The organism is Streptomyces sp. NPDC033178 (assembly GCF_055577685.1).
This window is the reverse complement of sequence record NZ_JBVIPT010000019.1, coordinates 71,153-85,761: the sequence shown is the minus strand read 5'-3', so window position 1 is coordinate 85,761 and position 14,609 is coordinate 71,153. Positions and strand designations below refer to the sequence as shown.

The 14,609-nt window shown below is 71.1% G+C and carries 13 protein-coding genes and 1 riboswitch; of the genes, 8 read left to right on the top strand and 5 right to left on the bottom strand.

Annotated features, from left to right (window positions below; genetic code table 11):
* Nucleotides 1-59: 59 nt before the first annotated feature.
* The 5 genes from ACZ5VQ_RS37715 to ACZ5VQ_RS37695 all read left to right on the top strand — a co-directional run bounded on the left by ACZ5VQ_RS37715 (nucleotide 60) and on the right by ACZ5VQ_RS37695 (nucleotide 3,279).
* A complete protein-coding gene (locus ACZ5VQ_RS37715; RefSeq protein WP_469108910.1) occupies nucleotides 60-893 on the top strand; it encodes an AraC family transcriptional regulator in 834 nt (277 codons plus the stop codon).
* 82 nt (nucleotides 894-975) lie between these two features.
* Nucleotides 976-1,446 (top strand): cupin domain-containing protein, encoded by a 471-nt coding sequence (locus ACZ5VQ_RS37710; protein WP_469108909.1) that lies wholly within the window; start codon nucleotides 976-978, stop codon nucleotides 1,444-1,446.
* Nucleotides 1,443-2,162, top strand: a complete 720-nt coding sequence (locus ACZ5VQ_RS37705) for an SGNH/GDSL hydrolase family protein (RefSeq protein ID WP_469108908.1) — start codon at nucleotides 1,443-1,445, stop codon at nucleotides 2,160-2,162. The genes ACZ5VQ_RS37710 and ACZ5VQ_RS37705 overlap by 4 nt, the downstream gene beginning before the upstream one ends.
* 259 nt (nucleotides 2,163-2,421) lie before the next feature.
* Nucleotides 2,422-2,763 (top strand): hypothetical protein, encoded by a 342-nt coding sequence (locus ACZ5VQ_RS37700; protein ID WP_469108907.1) that lies wholly within the window; start codon nucleotides 2,422-2,424, stop codon nucleotides 2,761-2,763.
* Nucleotides 2,764-3,279 (top strand): tyrosine-type recombinase/integrase, encoded by a 516-nt coding sequence (locus tag ACZ5VQ_RS37695; RefSeq protein ID WP_469108906.1) that lies wholly within the window; start codon nucleotides 2,764-2,766, stop codon nucleotides 3,277-3,279.
* 25 nt (nucleotides 3,280-3,304) lie between these two features.
* Here ACZ5VQ_RS37695 and ACZ5VQ_RS37690 read toward each other — a convergent pair whose 3' ends face one another.
* Nucleotides 3,305-3,508: an FAD-dependent monooxygenase gene (locus ACZ5VQ_RS37690; protein ID WP_469108905.1), complete on the bottom strand. Its 204-nt coding sequence runs from the start codon at nucleotides 3,506-3,508 to the stop codon at nucleotides 3,305-3,307.
* 212 nt (nucleotides 3,509-3,720) lie between these two features.
* On the opposite strand from ACZ5VQ_RS37690, the gene ACZ5VQ_RS37685 reads away from it, so the two are divergent.
* The 3 genes from ACZ5VQ_RS37685 to bla all read left to right on the top strand — a co-directional run bounded on the left by ACZ5VQ_RS37685 (nucleotide 3,721) and on the right by bla (nucleotide 6,221).
* Entirely contained in the window at nucleotides 3,721-4,350 is a 630-nt protein-coding gene (locus tag ACZ5VQ_RS37685; protein ID WP_469108904.1) for a TetR/AcrR family transcriptional regulator, read from the top strand.
* A gap of 92 nt (nucleotides 4,351-4,442) precedes the next feature.
* Nucleotides 4,443-5,087 (top strand): TetR/AcrR family transcriptional regulator, encoded by a 645-nt coding sequence (locus ACZ5VQ_RS37680; RefSeq protein ID WP_469108903.1) that lies wholly within the window; start codon nucleotides 4,443-4,445, stop codon nucleotides 5,085-5,087.
* Nucleotides 5,088-5,345: 258 nt separating this feature from the next.
* Nucleotides 5,346-6,221 (top strand): class A beta-lactamase, encoded by an 876-nt coding sequence (gene bla / locus ACZ5VQ_RS37675; RefSeq protein WP_469109027.1) that lies wholly within the window; start codon nucleotides 5,346-5,348, stop codon nucleotides 6,219-6,221.
* A 71-nt stretch (nucleotides 6,222-6,292) separates the two neighbouring features.
* Here bla and metE read toward each other — a convergent pair whose 3' ends face one another.
* From metE to ACZ5VQ_RS37655, 4 genes are all read right to left on the bottom strand, one after another.
* The gene (gene metE / locus ACZ5VQ_RS37670; RefSeq protein ID WP_469108902.1) at nucleotides 6,293-8,614 is read right to left on the bottom strand and encodes a 5-methyltetrahydropteroyltriglutamate--homocysteine S-methyltransferase; all 2,322 of its coding nucleotides are present in this window, start codon (nucleotides 8,612-8,614) and stop codon (nucleotides 6,293-6,295) included.
* Between the two features lie 167 nt (nucleotides 8,615-8,781).
* Nucleotides 8,782-9,006: riboswitch (cobalamin riboswitch) on the bottom strand.
* A 263-nt stretch (nucleotides 9,007-9,269) separates the two neighbouring features.
* On the bottom strand, nucleotides 9,270-10,256 hold the full coding sequence (meaB, locus tag ACZ5VQ_RS37665) for a methylmalonyl Co-A mutase-associated GTPase MeaB (protein WP_469108901.1): 987 nt from the start codon (nucleotides 10,254-10,256) through the stop codon (nucleotides 9,270-9,272).
* A gap of 5 nt (nucleotides 10,257-10,261) precedes the next feature.
* The gene (gene scpA, locus ACZ5VQ_RS37660) at nucleotides 10,262-12,448 is read right to left on the bottom strand and encodes a methylmalonyl-CoA mutase (protein WP_469108900.1); all 2,187 of its coding nucleotides are present in this window, start codon (nucleotides 12,446-12,448) and stop codon (nucleotides 10,262-10,264) included.
* Nucleotides 12,448-14,253, bottom strand: a complete 1,806-nt coding sequence (locus ACZ5VQ_RS37655; protein WP_469108899.1) for a methylmalonyl-CoA mutase family protein — start codon at nucleotides 14,251-14,253, stop codon at nucleotides 12,448-12,450. The genes scpA and ACZ5VQ_RS37655 overlap by 1 nt, the downstream gene beginning before the upstream one ends.
* Nucleotides 14,254-14,609 lie beyond the last annotated feature (356 nt).

Below are 14,609 nucleotides of genomic sequence, written 5' to 3'. Positions count from 1 at the left end.
TGGTGATCAGTCCTTGGACTGTGATCTTCCTGGGCTGGGCGGCTCGTACACTGACGAAAATGGAGGACCACACGGCCACCATCGGTGCACGTCCGGCGCCCGTCTTGCGGGAGTACGTCGACTCGTATGTCGGCTTCGACCTCCGCGGGCTCCCGACGGGGGTGCACTGCGGCCCGCCGAGCCGCGCGCTCACTGCGGTGATCAGCCTGTCAGATCCTTTGGAGGTGGCGGCGGGCGTTGACGACGGGTCACCGGTCATCCGATTCGGCAGCGTGGCCGGCGGTCTGATGTGCCGGTCCGTCGCGATTCACCACGACGGACGCCAGCAAGGTGTTCAGGTATCGCTGACACCGCTCGGGGCCCGGGCCATCTACGGCATGCCGTCCGCCGAGCTCGCCCACCGACTGGTCCCACTTGACGAGCTTCTCGGAGCGCTTGCCGTCGAGCTGGTCGACCGGCTCCGATCGGCGACAACATGGGCGGCGCGGTTCACCGCGCTGGACGAATTGCTCCTCCGAGCTGTCGGCCGTGGCGCCTGCGGCGACCATGTGCGTTGGGTGCGCCCCGAGGTAGCCGAGGCATGGCGCCGCCTCGTCGCCGCGCGGGGTTGCGTCCAGGTTGGTGCGGTCGCCGCGGAACTCGGCTGGAGCCGTCGGTACCTCACAGAGCGGTTTCGCGGTGAGGTGGGCCTGTCGCCGAAGACCTTCGCCCGAGTCTTGCGCTTCGAGCACGCGCACGAACTGGCGGCGGCGCAGGACCCGCTCCCGTGGGGCGATGTGGCAACCGTCTCTGGCTATGCCGACCAGGCCCATCTCGTTCGGGACTGGCGCGAGTTCACGGGCCGATCGCCGACGGCCTGGCGTCGCAGCGAAGTCCTCCTCGGAGCCGGGTAGCCGCCAACCGTCTGCCCTTCGCGTCGGCTTCTGTTCCCTTTTCTTCAAGACCGCCCGATCGCTGTCGTGGACGATCGTCGGCATGAGACTCGTCAACCACGAACGCAATGCCATGAACCTGCGGACCACCCCCGTGCACCTCGGACTGGGATCGAGAGCGAAACCCGTCGAAGGTTTCACCTGGGACCCGGAGGTGCTCCAGGCCTACAGCGCCGCGGTCGCGGCAGACGGCGCCGAGGGCCGGATGGTGACGATCTTCGACGGCGACGGGCTTGGCGACCATTGGGAGAGCCACCCTGCAGGCGACGAACTGGTCGTTTGCCTCAGTGGGTCCGTGACGGTCACCCGCGACGTGGACGGGGTGCCCGACCACGTTCTGCTCGGGCCGGGCGAGGCCACCATCAACCCGGCCGGGGTATGGCACGTGGTCGACGTGGAGGGGCCGACGTCCATCCTGGCCATCACTGCGACCCTCGGCACCGACCACCGTCCTCGGACCGACACCCGCCCGACCGAACGCATCGGCACGCCCAGCCCGGAGGAAGCGCCGTGACGACACGCATCGCGTGCCTCGGCGACAGCCTCACCCGCGCGCAGTTCAGCGTCGACTACCTGGATCTTCTCGGACGACGCCGCCCTCCCGGTGACGTGCAGCTTGCCCGTTTCGGCGCCAACGGCGACTTCGCCTACAACCTCTTGCAGCGCCTCGATGCTGTCGCCACGAACCCACCCGATGTGATCACCGTGTTGATCGGGACCAACGACGCCCGAGCAAGCCTCGCCGGCTACCCCGTCGAGCAGGCCATGAAGCGCAAACAGCTCCCCGATCGCCCGTCGGCCGGCTGGTTCCAACAGTGCCTGGGAGCCGTCGTCGCACGGCTGAGAGCGGAGACCGACGCGACGATCGGTCTGCTGTCGCCACCGGTACTCGGCCAACAACTCGACGGAGCAGCGGCACAGGCATCGCAGGCGTACAGCCGGATGATCGCCGAGGTCGCCGCCACCAATGACGTGGCCTACCTTCCGCTCCACGAACGCCAGATCGAGGAACTGCGCCAAGCGGACCCGCCGCCGATTCCATACCGGGAGGTGACGCCCGCAGCGGGCGTCGGCGTCCTCGTCCAGCACGCAGTGCTGCGCCGCAGCCTCGACACGATCTCGCGGCGGCGACGTCTCGTGCTCACGACCGACCACATCCACCAGAACAGCCGCGGCGCCACCCTTATCGCTGAGGTCATCGACGCCGGTCTGCTGACCCAGAGCGCGTAGCTGGTTCCGGCGCCCGGCCAGTCGGATGCCATCTACCGCGCGGAGGTGGCATGGCTTCGGGCAGCGGCTCGGTGCCGATCGGTAAGACGCCGTGTGCTGCTCGTCCGAGGCGCGGGACAAAAGCGCTGGCTACGGGCGCAGGTTGCGGCCCTGTCCCGCCGTTGCCGAGTACTGGCACGCGCCTTCCGATACCTCACGGGCGGGCATCGCGAAGTCCTCCGCGCGGATCTACCGGATCTCGCTGACGACGTGAGGATGGATGCTCACCGGCGAACCCGCGCCGACCGGACCTGCCCGCCGAGGCGCGAAGCCGCCCGTCTTCCCTGTCGCCGTGATCGACGACATGGCACTGCCGGAGGTCCTGGCCGAGCTGGCCGCCGCGCGGGCGGACGAGATGGACGCTGACATCGTCAACCGGGAGCTGCCCATCGCGCGCAAGGCGATCGGCTGGTGGCAGCGCCAGGGCTGGATCGAAGGCGATCCCACGATCGGCATCGAGCGGCGGCCGGCACCGCCGGACCGCACCAAGGCTCTCGCGGAGAACCAGATCGCCGCCCTGTGGCGCCTCGACGTCGCGCTGCGGGAGAAGACGCAGGGGTAGATGCTCTTCGAATCCGCCGCACGGGCCGACGAGGTGTTGTGCCTCAACGTGGAGACCTCTACCCACAAGGACAAGCGCGGAAGGATCACCGCCAAGGGCGGGGCGACCGAGTGGATTCACTGGCAGTCCTTCACCGCCCAGCTGCTGCCCTGCCTCATCGCCCGCCGCACCCGCGGCCCGCTGTTCCTCACCGACCGCAAGGCCCCGGCCGGAACCCCGACACTCGACGTGTGCCCGGAGACCGGCCGGGCCCGGCTTTCCTATCGCCGGGCTGAGGAGATCTTCGAGGAGAACACCCGGCTGCTGGCCGACCCCCTCGCCTCACCCGACGGCATCGAGGACCTGGACGGCTGGACGCTTCACCGGCTACGACACAGTGCCCTGACACACGACGCGGAGGACGGCACCTCTACCCCGATGCTGCTGGCCCGCTCCCGCCACGCATCCGTCCGCTCCCTGGAGCGGTACGCCCGGCACGTCGCCGAACGAGACCCCGCTGCACGCCGCCGCACGTAAATCCGAGCAGATCAGGGCTTCAAGATCATCCCGTTGCCCATTTGGCGCGTATCTCGGTCACACCCCTCCAGCGCTCCTCGAAACGCAGGTCCTGCCATCCGACGCCGACCGTGTCGCGGGTGAGGCTGCCCGCGCCGTCGCAGCCGAGGACGGCGTCCGCCCACAGGTGTTCCTCGACGCCGTCCCGGCGGAAGGTCACCCGGACGGGGCCGTTCCCGTCCTGGCCCACGCCCCGCCGACGCCCCCGCCAATGCCCACGCCCGGGCCGACACCCGTGCCGACACCCATGCCGACGACCTCCACCCCGGTCCGCAGATCGCACTCCGGGCGGCGGGCCAGGGCGTCGCGCAGCAGCCGCTCCAGCTCCGGCTAGTCGAACATGCTGGTCTGCGGGAAGCCGTGTGCCCCTTGTTCCGCGCGCGGGAACTCGGCCATCACCCGGTGCCAGGCGTCCAGCAGCCGGAGCCCCCGCGCGGGGCGGCCGAGACACGCCAGGCGCTCGTGCGCGCGGCCCGGCGGATTCTCGCCGAGAACGGTGACACCGGCGTGAGCATCCAGGCGATTGCGGAGCGCGCCGACGTGGGGTTCGGCTCCTTCTACAACCACTTCGCGTCGAAGGCGGAGCTGTTCGACGCGGCCGTCGCGGACGCCCTGGAGGAGTTCGGCCAGACCTTCGACGAGCGCCTGAGCGGGATCGACGACCCGGCGGAACTCGTGGCGGCGGGCTTCAGGCTCAGCGCCAGAATGGCCGATTCGCATCCGGAGCTGATGCAGGTCCTGCGCCGCCGGGGCCTTGAGCCCCTCCACTCCGACCGCGGGCTCGCTCCCCGTGCCCTGCGCGACCTGGAGGTCGGTGTCGCGTCCGGCCGGTTCTCCCCCGTCGATCCGACCGTCGCGCTGACCGCGCTGGGCGGGACCCTGCTGTCCCTGGTGGAGCTGAGGTTCACCCGCCCGGACATGGACGGCGACGAGGCCGCCGTGAACCTGGCCGAGATGGTCCTGCGCATGCTGGGCGTCCCGGCCGACGACGCCCACGACGTCGCCCGGCGGCCACTCCCCGACCTCGGCTGACGAACGGGTCCGGGCAGGCCCAGGAGCCGTAGTCCGCCTCCGTGGGAGAATCGGATAGCCATTTCCACCCCCTGCATCCGCGAGGACGTGCCGTGCCCAAGCCCGTGGTCCGTGAGCCGTTGCGAAGCAATTCGCGTTCCAACCGGGCCCGCATCCTCGCCACCGCCCGACAGGAGCTCGGACGGAACCCCGACGTCACCCTGGAGGAGATCGCCCGGGCGGCCGGCGTGGTCCGCCGTACGCTCTTCGGGCACTTCCCGGGGCGCGCGGCCCTGCTGGACGCTCTCGCCGAGGAGGCGTCCGAGGCCCTGCGCGGCGTCGTGGCCCGTTTGCCGGACGAGGCCGAGGCACCCGATCGTGCGTTCGCGCGGTTCGTCCTGTCGATCTGGTCGGTGGGGGACCGGTACCGGCTGCTCCTGGCACTCGCCCGCCAGGATCTGGGCGTGGAGAGGGTGTCCGAGGTGCTGGCCCCGGCCCGGGACGTGGCGACGGCCGTCCTCGAACGAGGGCAGCGCGCGGGTGTGTTCCACGAGCACCTGCCGGCGGTGGTCCTCAGCTCCGGCCTGGAGGCCCTGGCCATCTCCCTGCTCGAAAGCGTCAACACGGGGGCATGGGAGGACGACGGGACACGGACCGCCATCGCCACGCTGGTCGCGGCGGGAGTATCGGAGAAGGAGGCGTCCGCGGTCGTCGAGAGCGTGGCGTCGGAGGAACGCGCCGAGGCCGCCGACGCGTAGAGGCGTATGTGACACATAGGGTGTATATGGCGTATGGGATGCTAGGCAACCGGTTCGTCGTGTCGTGGCGTCTTGATCATCGGAAGGAACGTCACGCCCGCACGAACAGGAAGTACGGCCTTGGACACCTCAGGATCCCGCTCCGGTCCCAGTTCCAGCACCACCTCCAGCACCACCTCCAGTTCCAGTTTCGGTTCCGGTTTCGGTCCCGGCTCTCGTGCCGCCCGCTTCAGCTCGCGCCCGAGCCGTCGTACGGCGCTGGCCCTGGGCGCCGGAGCGGCGCTGGCGGTCACCGTGCCGACGGCGGCGCACGCCTCGGCCCCCGGCGGAGAGAGCCTCGCGGGACAGCTGGGTGACCTGGAGCGGGAGTACTCCGCGCGCCTGGGGATCTTCGCCCACGACACGGCCACCGGCCGGACCGTGGCCTACCGCGCCGACGAACGCTTCCCGATGTGCTCGGTGTTCAAGATGCTCACGGCCGCGGCGGTGCTGAGGGACCTCGACCGTGACGGCGAGTTCCTGGCCCGGCGCATCCGGTACACCAAGGAGTACGTCACGGCCGCGGGCTACGCCCCGATCACGGGCACGGACGAGAACGTCGCGAACGGCATGACGGTCGAGGAGCTGTGCTCCGCCGCTGTCTCCCAGAGCGACAACGGCGCCGCCAACCTCCTCCTGCGCGAGCTGGGCGGACCGACCGCGATCACCCGGTTCGCCCGCTCGACCGGGGACAGGATCACCCGGCTCGACCGGTGGGAGCCCGAGCTGAACTCGGCGGAACCCTGGCGGAAGACCGACACCACCAGCCCGCGCGCCATCGGGCAGACCGGCGCGCGGCTCGTGATCGGCAGGGCGCTCCCGGCCGAGGACCGCGAACGGCTGACCGGGTGGCTGATCGCCAACACCACCAACACCGAGCGCTTCCGCGCGGGCCTGCCCAGCGACTGGACCCTCGCGGACAAGACCGGGGGCGGCTCGTCGTACGGGGTCGCCAACGACGTGGGCGTCGTATGGCCTCCCGGGCGGCCGCCCCTGGTGCTGGCCGTTCTGTCGACCAAGTACGCCGCCGACGGGCCCACGGAGAACTCGCTGGTCGCCAGGGCGGCAGCGCTGGTGGCGGCGGAACTCACCTGACGAGACAGGGCGCCTCCGACACAGCGCCCGGGGACATCCGTGTCCCCGGCCGCCACGTCGGAGGTATCGGATCAGTCGGCGGTGGGCAGTTCGGCCCGTACCGCATGGGCGGCCGCGACCAGGTTGTCCAGGGACGCCCGGGTCTCGGGCCAGCCGCGGGTCTTCAGGCCGCAGTCGGGGTTGACCCAGAGCCGTTCGGCCGGGATGGCCTCAAGCCCCTTGCGCAGCAGGGCGGCTGCCTCGTCCGCGCTGGGCACGCGCGGGGAGTGGATGTCGTAGACGCCGGGCCCGGCCTCCCGCGGATAGCCGTGCGCGGCCAGTTCGCGGGCAACCTGCATGTGGGACCGGGCGGCCTCCAGGCTGATGACGTCCGCGTCGAGGTCGTCGATCGCCTGGACGATGTCGCCGAACTCGGCGTAGCACATGTGGGTGTGGATCTGGGTGGCCGGCCGGACCCCTGCGGTGGTGAGCCGGAACGCCTCGGTGGCCCACGCCAGATAGCCGGGGCGGTCGGCGGCACGCAGCGGCAGGGTCTCGCGCAGCGCGGGTTCGTCGACCTGGATGACCGAAGTCCCGGCCGTCTCAAGGTCGTCGACCTCGTCGCGCAGGGCGAGGGCGACCTGGCGGGCGGTGTCGCCGAGCGGCTGGTCGTCGCGGACGAAGGACCAGGCGAGCATGGTGACCGGCCCTGTGAGCATGCCCTTGACGGGGCGCTGGGTCAGGGACTGGGCGTACGTCGTCCAGCGCACCGTCATCGGCTCGGGGCGGGAGATGTCGCCGGCCAGGATCGGCGGACGGACGTAACGGGTGCCGTAGGACTGCACCCAGCCGTGCTGCGTGGCGAGGTAGCCGGTGAGCTGCTCGGCGAAGTACTGGACCATGTCGTTGCGTTCGGCCTCGCCGTGCACGAGGACGTCCAGGCCGGTCTTCTCCTGGAAGGAGATCACCTCCTGGATCTCGGCCTTGATGCGCTCCTCGTAGCCGGCCGTGTCGATGCGCCCGGCGCGCAGGTCGGCGCGGGCGACGCGCAGTTCGGCGGTCTGCGGGAAGGAGCCGATGGTGGTGGTCGGGAGGAGGGGCAGACTCAGGTGGGCGCGCTGTGCGGCGGCTCGTTCGCCGTACGGCTGGGAGCGGCGGGCGTCGGTGTCCGTGACCGCACCGACCCGCGCCCGTACGGCCGGGTCGCGGGTGATGGGCGAGTTCGCGCGGGAGGCCAGGGCGGCCCGGTTGGCGGCGAGTTCGCCGGTGATCGTGCCCGTCCCCTGGGCGAGCCCCCTGGCGAGGGTGACGACCTCGGCCGTCTTCTGCCGGGCGAAGGCGAGCCAGCGCAGGATCTGCGGCTCGATGTCCCGTTCGGCGGTGGCGTCGAGGGGCACGTGGAGCAGTGAGCAGGACGTGGCCACGTCGACCCGGTCGGCCAGCCCCAGCAGGGTGCCGAGCGTGGCGAGGGACTTGGTGAGGTCGTTGACCCAGATGTTGCGCCCGTTGACCACGCCCGCGACCAGGCGCTTGCCGGGCAGTCCGCCCACGGCGGCGAGCGCGTCCAGGTTGCCGGCGGCCGCCTCGGTGAAGTCGAGGGCGAGGCCGTCGACCGGGGCCTTGGCCAGCACCGGCAGGGCGTCGCCGAGCCGGTCGAAGTAGGAGGCGACCAGCAGCTTCGGACGGTCGGTGAGCGCGCCGAGGTCGCGGTAGGCGCGCGTGGCCGCGTTCAGTTCGGCGGGCGTACGGTCCTGGACCAGGGCCGGTTCGTCGAGCTGCACCCACTCCGCGCCCGCCGCCCGCAGATCGGAGAGGACCTCGGCGTACACCGGCAGCAGCCGGTCCAGCAGGGTCACCGGGTCGAAGTCCGCGGCCACACCGGGCGCGGGCTTGGCGAGCAGGAGATAGGTGACGGGTCCGACGAGGACCGGGCGGGCGGTGAGACCGAGCGCGAGTGCTTCGCGGAGCTCGGCGACCTGCTTGGCGGAATCGGCGGTGAAGACGCTGTCAGGGCCCAACTCCGGGACCAGGTAGTGGTAGTTGGTGTCGAACCACTTCGTCATCTCCAGCGGCGCCACGTCCTGGGTGCCGCGGGCCATCGCGAAGTAGCCGTCGAGCGCGTCGGCCTCGACCGAGGCGCGGTGGCGCCCGGGGATCGCGCCGACCATGACGCTGGTGTCCAGGACATGGTCGTAGTACGAGAAGTCGCCGGTCGGCACCTCGTGGATGCCGGCCTCGGCCAGCTGCCGCCAGTTGGTGCGGCGCAGTTCGGCGGCGGTGGCCCGGAGGGCGTCGGCGTCGACGCGGCCCTTCCAGTACCCCTCGATCGCCTTCTTCAGTTCCCGGCCCCTGCCCTGACGGGGGTAGCCGTACACGGTGGCCCGTGCCGCCGCGGCTGCGGACTTCGATGTCACGGAACTCTCCTTCGCGAGATGTCTCCCTGAGATCCCGGGACGGGACGTGGGCGCGAAGGGGTGACGAACCCGGCAGAGACACCTCTCGCGCGGCAAGGCGCGGTCGTCCGCCGGATATGTACGCCTGACCCGCCCACGAGGTCACCGGGATTGTCCGTACGCGATCGGTCACGTACGGGCAGATGGCAGGTCTTCGGACTCGCGAGCACGCCCTCCGTACGGAGGACACCTACTGGCCGTCGCTTCCCAGGCCCCCGCTTCTCGGGGCCCAGTGCGTATGACGGCGGTCGTTCCCGCTCACCGCTGCGGGGCAGTCCCGGATTCCCACCGGGTTCCCTCTTGCGACGCATCCCGCCTGGCGGACGGGGCGAACCAGCTGCACCGGTCAGCCTAGGGGTCGCGGCCTCACGACGTGGAACATTGCCCATATGCCGGACGGCTGTACGAGACACCGGGTCGTACGAGACACCGCCCAGGCCAACTGGACGGGCGCCGCCCCACTCCTGTGGCGCCGCCCGCCCCGGTCCCCCACTGCCACCGGCCCCTCAACCGGTGACGGGCCGGGCCCCTCAGCCCTGGGCATACACGGGGAACCCGCGGCCCGTCCTACGCGGTCCCGCTCACTCCGGTCCTGCCCGGTCCGACCCGGTCCCGCTCAGTCCGTCTCGCCGCCGAACGCCCGCAGGATGCGCTCGGCGGCGAGTGTGGCCGTCAACTCGCCGTCCCTGACCCGCTGTTCGAGACCGGGCCCGAGGGCGCGTACGGCGGGATCGGAGTGCAGGCGGCCGAGGAGTTCGTCGCGCACCATCGTCCAAGTCCAGTCGACCTGCTGGTCACGGCGTTTGGCGGCGAGGCGGCCGGTCGAGTCGAGCAGCGTACGGTGCTGTTCGAGACGCTCCCAGACCGTGTCCAGGCCGGTCGACTCACGGGCGCTGCAACTCAGCACCGGTGGCGTCCAGGCGGCGTCTGCGGGGTGCATCAACCGCAGCGCGCCCGCCAACTCCCTTGCCGCGCCCCGGGCTTCCCGCTCGTGCGGTCCGTCCGCCTTGTTGACGGCGATCACGTCGGCCAGCTCCAGGACACCCTTCTTGATGCCCTGCAACTGGTCCCCGGTCCGGGCGAGGGTGAGGAGCAGGAACGAGTCGACCATGTTCGCGACGGCGGTCTCGGACTGGCCGACGCCGACCGTTTCGACGAGGACGACGTCGTAACCGGCCGCCTCCATCACCACGATCGACTCCCGGGTCGCCTTGGCGACCCCGCCGAGCGTCCCGGCGGTGGGGGAGGGGCGAATGAAGGCCGCCGGGTCGACGGCCAGGCGTTCCATGCGCGTCTTGTCGCCCAGGATGGACCCGCCCGTCCGGCTCGACGACGGGTCGACGGCGAGCACGGCGACCCGGTACCCGAGCGAGGTGAGCAGCGTGCCGAACGCGTCGATGAACGTCGACTTGCCCACGCCCGGGACGCCGCTGATGCCGATCCGCCGCGCCCTCCCGCTGTGTGGCAGCAGCTCGGTCAGCAACTCCTGTGCCATCGCCCGGTGTTGGGGCCTCGTCGACTCGACGAGCGTGATGGCGCGCGCCACCAGCGCCCGCTTCCCGTCGAGTACGCCCTTCACATAGGTGTCGAGGTCGATCGCCATGGGGCTCAGAGGTCGTGGCCGAGGTCGGTGGCCAGACGCTCGACCAGGTCGTACGCCGCGTCCGGGATCACGGTCCCGGGCGGGAAGACGGCCGCCGCGCCCATCTCCACGAGCGTGGGCACGTCCTGCGGCGGAATCACCCCACCGACCACGATCATGATGTCCTCGCGCCCCTCCTCCGCGAGCTGCTCCCGCAACGCCGGTACGAGGGTCAGGTGCCCGGCGGCCAGCGAGGACACCCCGACGATGTGCACGTCCGCCTCGACGGCCTGGCGGGCCACTTCACCCGGCGTCTGGAACAGCGGGCCGACGTCCACGTCGAAGCCGAGGTCGGCGAAGGCGGTCGCGATCACCTTCTGGCCGCGGTCGTGGCCGTCCTGGCCCATCTTGGCGACCAGGATGCGCGGGCGACGGCCCTCGGCCTCCTCGAAGGAGTTCACCAGCGTACGGGTGCGCTCGACGGACGGGGACTCGCCGGCTTCGGTGCGGTACACACCGGAGATCGTACGGATCTGGCTCGCGTGCCGCCCGTACACCTTCTCCAGGGCGTCGGAGATCTCGCCGACAGTGGCCTTCGCACGGGCCGCGTTCACCGCCAGCTCCAGCAGGTTGCCCTCACCGCCCGCCGCCCGGGTCAGGGCGTCCAGCGAGTCCTGGCAGGCCCGCTCGTCGCGCTCCGCGCGCAGCCGCCGCAGCTTCTCGATCTGCTGGGTGCGTACGGAGGAGTTGTCGACCTTGAGGACGTCGATCTGCTCGTCGGTCTCCACGCGGTACTTGTTCACGCCGATCACCGGCTGACGTCCGGAGTCGATCCGGGCCTGGGTGCGGGCCGCGGCCTCCTCGATGCGCAGCTTGGGGATGCCCGCGTCGATGGCCTTGGCCATGCCGCCCGCCGCCTCGACCTCCTCGATGTGCTGCCAGGCCCGCCGCGCGAGGTCGTACGTCAGCTTCTCGATGTACGCGCTGCCGCCCCACGGGTCGATCACCCGGGTCGTGCCGGACTCCTGTTGGATCAGCAGCTGCGTGTTGCGGGCGATGCGCGCCGAGAAGTCGGTGGGCAGCGCGAGCGCCTCGTCGAGGGCGTTGGTGTGCAGCGACTGGGTGTGGCCCTGGGTGGCCGCCATCGCCTCCACGCACGTACGCGTGACGTTGTTGAACACGTCCTGCGCGGTCAGCGACCAGCCCGAGGTCTGCGAATGGGTGCGCAGGGAGAGGGACTTGGCGTTCTGCGGGTCGAACTGCTTGACCAGCTTGGCCCAGAGCAGCCGCGCGGCCCGCATCTTGGCGATCTCCATGAAGAAGTTCATGCCGATCGCCCAGAAGAAGGACAGCCGGGGCGCGAACGCGTCCACGTCCATCCCTGCGTCCCGGCCCGCCCGGATGTACTCCACCCCGTCCGCGAGCGTGTACGCCAGCTCCAAGTCGGCCGTCGCGCCCGCCTCTTGGATGTGGTAGCCGGAGATGGAGATGGAGTTGTAGCGGGGCATCCGCTGCGAGGTGAAGGAGAAGATGTCGGAGATGATCCGCATCGACGGCTTCGGCGGATAGATGTAGGTGTTGCGGACCATGAACTCCTTGAGGATGTCGTTCTGGATGGTCCCGGCCAACTTCTCGGGCGGTACGCCCTGTTCCTCCGCCGCGACGATGTAGAGCGCGAGCACCGGCAGCACGGCGCCGTTCATCGTCATCGACACGGTCATCTTGTCCAGCGGGATCCCGTCGAACAACTGCCGCATGTCGTAGATGGAGTCGATGGCGACCCCCGCCATGCCGACGTCACCGGTCACCCGAGGGTGGTCGCTGTCGTAACCCCGGTGCGTGGGCAGGTCGAAGGCGACGGACAGACCCTTCTGGCCGGCCGCGAGGTTGCGGCGGTAGAAGGCGTTGGACTCCTCGGCCGTGGAGAAGCCCGCGTACTGCCGGATCGTCCAGGGCTGGTTGACGTACATCGTCGGGTACGGGCCGCGCAGATACGGGGCGACGCCCGGGTACGTACCCAGGAAGTCCAGGCCCTCCAGGTCCTGCCCGGTGTAGAGCGGCTTGACCGCGATGCCCTCCGGGGTCTCCCAGAGGAGGTCGTCGCCGCCGGCCGCCTTCTTGACGGCGTCGCGCCACTCGTCGGGGCCGCCGTCCACGGCCGGGACCCCCAGCTCGATCCCGGAGAAATCGGGGATCGGTCCCGTCGGTTTCATCAGGACACTCCCATGCGGTCGAGGGTGGCGGAGAGCACGGCTACGGCGTCACAGTCCGCGAAGACGTAGTCGTCGACACCGGGGTACTGCCCGGGACGCCCGGCGAGGAACACATGCGCGGCGCCCGCCGACTTGAGGGACGCGGTGACCTCGGCGGCCTGCTCCTCGTACAGCGCGTCACTGGAGCACAGACAGGCCTCGGTGGCCCCGCTGTCCTCGAACGCGCCTTCCGTGACGGGTTCGATGCCGCCCGCCTGGAACAGGTTGGAGGCGAAGGTGAGGCGGGCGGTGTGGGCGGCTGCCGGACCGAGTGCGGCCAGGAAGATCCGCGGCCGGGTGCCGGTCGCCGCCAGGTGGGTGTCGGAGCGGGCACGCAGGTTCTCGTACGCCTCGTCGCGGCGCACCCGGGGGAGTCCGCCGGACGGCGGCTCGGGCGCGGGCTCGCGTGCCACCAACCGCTCGGCGAGGTGCGGGAACTCGCTGACCCCGGTGACGGGTTCGCGCCGCTTGGCCAGCTTCGCGCTGCGCGCCGCCCAGGTGGCGGCCAGCTCCTCGCCGACGAGGCCCGACCGCAGGGCGGCCGCCTGTCCACCCGACCGCTCGACGGACTGGAAGAACTCCCAGCCCGCGTGGGCGAGTTCGTCGGTGAGGCGTTCCACGTACCAGGAGCCGCCCGCCGGGTCGATCACCCGGGACAGATGCGACTCCTCGACCAGGATCGTCGAGGTGTTGCGGGCGATCCGGCGGGCGAACGCGTCCGGCAGGCCGAGGGCGTGGTCGAAGGGCAGCACGGTGACGGACTCGGCGCCGCCCACTCCGGCGGCCAGCGTGGCGACCGTCGCACGCAGCATGTTCACCCACGGGTCCCGGCGGCTCATCATCACCGGCGAGGTCACCGCGTGCTGCACCTGCCCGCCCGGCGCCCCGCAGACCTCGGCGACCCGAGCCCAGAGCCTGCGCGCCGCACGCAGCTTGGCGATGGTCAGGAACTGGTCCGCGGTGGCCGCGTACCGGAACTCCAGCTGCGCACAGGCCTGTTCGACGCTCAGCCCCGCCCCGGTCAGCTCCCGCAGATAGGCGACACCGGTCGCCAGCGAGCAGCCCAGCTCCTGCGCGGCGGACCCACCGGCCTCGTGGTACGGCAACGCGTCGACCGTCAGCGCCCGCAGCCCCGGGTACTCCTCGGCGCACAGCCGCGCGAGAGCGGCGACGGGCGCGAAGTCGAACCCGTCCTCTCCCGTACGGGCCGCATGGCCCAGGGGATCTGCGCCGAGATTGCCACGGGCGGCGTCGCGCGCGACCCCCCGCTCCTCGTACAGTCGCAGCAACTCCCGTGCGGCGGGCTCCACTTCACGCCCCGCCTCCAGGACGACCGGTGCCAGATCGAGGTAGACGCCGTCGAGGACCCGGCCGAGCGACGACACGGGGAAGCCGCCTTCGCCGACGGCCAGCCACAGCGAGGCGACCCCGTTCTCCAGGTCGGCGAGGACCGCGGCGTTGTCGGCGGCCGTGTGCCGCTGCCGTACGTCCCAGCCGCCGAGGGTGTTGCCCTCGGCACGGCCGCCCCGCACGAAGGGGGCGAAACCGGGCAGGCCGGGATCCGGCGCGGAGTCGTGTGCGCTGTAGAGGGGCCGGGCGCGCAGCCCGTCCTCGAGCGTGGTGGACAGGGCGTCCTCAGCTGCGTCGTCCGAGACTTCCTTGCCCGACTTGCGCAGTACGCCCGCCACGAGGCGTTGCCACTGCTCATGGGTCGCGTCAGGGAACTCGGCGGCCAGCGAGAGCCCGTCGTCAGGCAGGACCGTCATGCTCGGATGCTAGGTCAGATCCACAGGTGAGCAGCAGAGGGACCCGCTGTGACCTTGACCTCCCAGTGGTTCCCTTGATCCTTGGGCCGGGTTCGTACTACGGACGACGACGGCACGTGCGCCCTCGGGTCCTGGGGCGGGAGGCTTCTCCTCTGTTTCTCCCTGCCCCGTCATTTCCTTCTGGCCCGGGAGGTCTTCGGGCGGCTCGTGGCGGAGGACGGTCCGGGGAGGGCGGCGACGTGCCGGACCGAGAACTCGCGGCTCGCGGCTCGCGGCTCGCGGCTCGCGGCTCGCGGCTCGCGGCTCGCGGCTCGCGGCTCGCGGCTCGCGGCTCGCGGCTCGCGGCTCGCGGCTCG

What these genes read in the sequence shown, in the direction of transcription:
- meaB (WP_469108901.1), bottom strand. Translation starts at nt 10,256, where the DNA reads ATGGCGATCGACCTCGACACCTATGTGAAGGGCGTACTCGACGGGAAG.
- ACZ5VQ_RS37715 (WP_469108910.1), top strand. Translation starts at nt 60, where the DNA reads ATGGAGGACCACACGGCCACCATCGGTGCACGTCCGGCGCCCGTCTTG.
- scpA (WP_469108900.1), bottom strand. Translation starts at nt 12,448, where the DNA reads ATGAAACCGACGGGACCGATCCCCGATTTCTCCGGGATCGAGCTGGGG.
- ACZ5VQ_RS37710 (WP_469108909.1), top strand. Translation starts at nt 976, where the DNA reads ATGAGACTCGTCAACCACGAACGCAATGCCATGAACCTGCGGACCACC.
- ACZ5VQ_RS37700 (WP_469108907.1), top strand. Translation starts at nt 2,422, where the DNA reads ATGCTCACCGGCGAACCCGCGCCGACCGGACCTGCCCGCCGAGGCGCG.
- ACZ5VQ_RS37695 (WP_469108906.1), top strand. Translation starts at nt 2,764, where the DNA reads ATGCTCTTCGAATCCGCCGCACGGGCCGACGAGGTGTTGTGCCTCAAC.
- ACZ5VQ_RS37655 (WP_469108899.1), bottom strand. Translation starts at nt 14,253, where the DNA reads ATGACGGTCCTGCCTGACGACGGGCTCTCGCTGGCCGCCGAGTTCCCT.